Genomic DNA, 2329 nt, shown 5'->3' with positions numbered 1-2329 from the left:
CGTCGGCGCCGCCGAAGGACGCGATGTCGCACGACTATCGGGGGCCTCGCGCGCGGCCGTCTCCAGTGCGCTGAACACCCTCGAGCGTGACGGTCTGGTATCGCGGATCCGCGACAGCGCCGACCGCCGACTGGTCCGGCTCCAGCTGACCGAACACGGTCGTTCGGCGCTCCACGAGGCCATGCGCGAGCAGGCCGGCCGCGAGCGTGAATGGCTGGTGGCGCTGGCCCCCGCTGAACAGCAGCAGCTGAGCATGCTGCTCGCCGTGCTGGCCGATCAAAAAGTGCCATGAACCGAACACACTTGCTTTGGCGCGTTCTGTCAGCAGCACCGCCGATCCGTCAAGGTCGCGCGGGAGCAAGCGTTGCGGAGACGGTTCGGTCGATGGCCCGCATCGTCCGTTGGGTCCGCTGCCCGTCGGAATAAAAGCCGATATCCATTGCCAGGCCCCACAGCAGGTCGATGCAGACCTGGGTGGTGGCCTCGGTGTCCATCTCGGCGTCGATCTCGCCGTCGTGCACAGCAGTGGCGAGCAGGTTGCCGACGTATTCGCGCACCGAGTCGATTGGCAGCAGGGCCTTCTCACGAAGCTCCGGGTGGGTGATCGCATCGACGGTGGATATGACGAAGAACCGGACGAACGTCTCGTCGGTCTGGCTGAATGCGACGGCGCTTTCGAGCACCGCCATGACGCGACGGTGGACAGAGCCGGTCACAGTCTTGGCGTCGTCGAGGATTTGGCCGGCCACGACAGCCTGGACCGACGCGAGCGCGGCGCCGTAGAGCTCAATTTTGCTTGCGTAGTAGTTCGCGATCGCATTGCGGGTGATTCCCGCGTCCTCGGCGATCTGCTTAAGGCTCGCCCGCTCGTAACCGGTTGAGGCAAACACCTGCCGGGCGCTGTGCAGGATCTTGAGCCGCGTCTCGGCGCCGTCGGCTCCCAACGGGCGGCCTGGCCGGCGGCGGGTGACGGGAGAGCTCACCGGAAAGACTCTACGAGTCAGGCGTGCCATGCCGCATGACGGTATTTCTTGGTCCGTTACGGCAGGCCGTTGGCGCCGATATCAAGCAAGCGGGCGGCCAGCTCGTCGGGCACGGAGAGAAACGGCGAGTGATCCCCGCCCAGGTCGAAGAGGCGGGCTTCGGCCGCCGCGCTCATCTTCTGCTGGAACCACCACGGCATCACCTGATCGTGACGCCCGCCCAAATATGCCTTCGGCACTGATCCGAAGCCCTCGCTGGTGATTCGCAGCGGCGCGCTTACCAGGTCCAGCGGTTCGGGACACAGTTGGGCGGCGGCCCACTCCGCGTCCTTCGGGTCACAACGGTTGTAGAACCCCTCAATGACAAGCTCGGGCGCCGGGGCGAACGTGCTGCCGTCTTCTGAGAAGGTGAGCGCTCCCGGGCGTGCGAACAACCAGTCGTCGCCGATGCTCTGCATCTTCGGCAGCGCCGCCTCGCCGTCCTCGACAAGCAGCGCATTGACCAGCACCAGACCCGCGACGGCGTCGGGCTTTTGCTCGACGAACTGGCTGACGATCAGGCCGCCGAGGCTGTGACCGACCAGCACAATCGGGGGCTCGGCATTGTCCACCGCCGCGGCCACGGTGTCGAGGTAGGCCGAGAGTTCGGGCCGGTCCCCTCGGCCGCGCCCGGGCAGGTCGACAGCCTCGACCGCATGGCGCTTGCTCAGCGGACCGACGATGCGCTCCCAGCACCATGCACCGTGGAATCCGCCGTGGACAAGGACGAATGTGGTCATAGGAAGACGACCCCCGATGCGGATGGCGAGGCTTCGTGCCGCAGCCGGTCCTCATGCATGAGTTCGACAGGATTCGACAGGAAAAGTGATCACTACGGTCCACCAATGGTCAAACGGTGTTTGGTTATCTGCTGATACGGTGCCAGGTGACGGGCACCCACGTCAAGAAGGTGTGTGGCTGACTTGTCGAAGATGTGCACCCCGACCGACTAGCATTTCTTGAACAACGTTAGGTGAACCTGATGATCGGAGCGCCGATTCGTGTTTCACGCAACTGACTGGGTGGCCTACCACGCACAGCACCGCGGAGATTCCCTTGCCCTCGGATGCGCCGAGGACGGGCGGCGAACAACCTGGACACAACTGGAAGACCGGGTCGCCGGTGCCGCCGCCACCCTGCACGATTTGGGGGTCGGACCCGGCGATCGGGTGGCGTTGATCAGCGAGAACGACCCGCGCGTGTTCGAGGTGCAGTTCGCCTGCATGCGACTTGGCGCACTGTTCGTGCCGCTCAATTGGAGGTTGCACGCCAGCGAGATCCAGGAGATCTGCCTGGACGCCCGGCCC

Annotated in this window: 4 protein-coding genes; 2 read left to right on the top strand and 2 right to left on the bottom strand. The window is 65.2% G+C overall.

Translation table 11 applies throughout. The annotated features are described in order from the left end of the window. On the top strand, window positions 1-292 hold a 292-nt coding region (locus VNW74_RS05300; protein WP_325675552.1), incomplete at its 5' end, for a MarR family winged helix-turn-helix transcriptional regulator. Window positions 293-341: 49 nt separating this feature from the next. Here the strand turns inward: VNW74_RS05300 and VNW74_RS05295 are convergent. Beyond that, entirely contained in the window at window positions 342-983 is a 642-nt protein-coding gene (locus VNW74_RS05295; protein ID WP_325675551.1) for a TetR/AcrR family transcriptional regulator, read from the bottom strand. Between the two features lie 56 nt (window positions 984-1039). Next, window positions 1040-1762, bottom strand: a complete 723-nt coding sequence (locus VNW74_RS05290; protein ID WP_325675550.1) for an alpha/beta fold hydrolase — start codon at window positions 1760-1762, stop codon at window positions 1040-1042. A gap of 261 nt (window positions 1763-2023) precedes the next feature. Here VNW74_RS05290 and VNW74_RS05285 point away from each other — a divergent pair. After that, the coding region (locus VNW74_RS05285; RefSeq protein ID WP_325675549.1) for an AMP-binding protein at window positions 2024-2329 on the top strand (306 nt) is incomplete at its 3' end.

Source organism: Mycobacterium sp. (assembly GCF_035570115.1).
Classification (GTDB): Bacteria; Actinomycetota; Actinomycetes; order Mycobacteriales; family Mycobacteriaceae; genus Mycobacterium.
The sequence above is the reverse complement of the archived record's forward strand: the minus strand, read 5'-3'. Positions and strand labels throughout refer to the sequence as shown.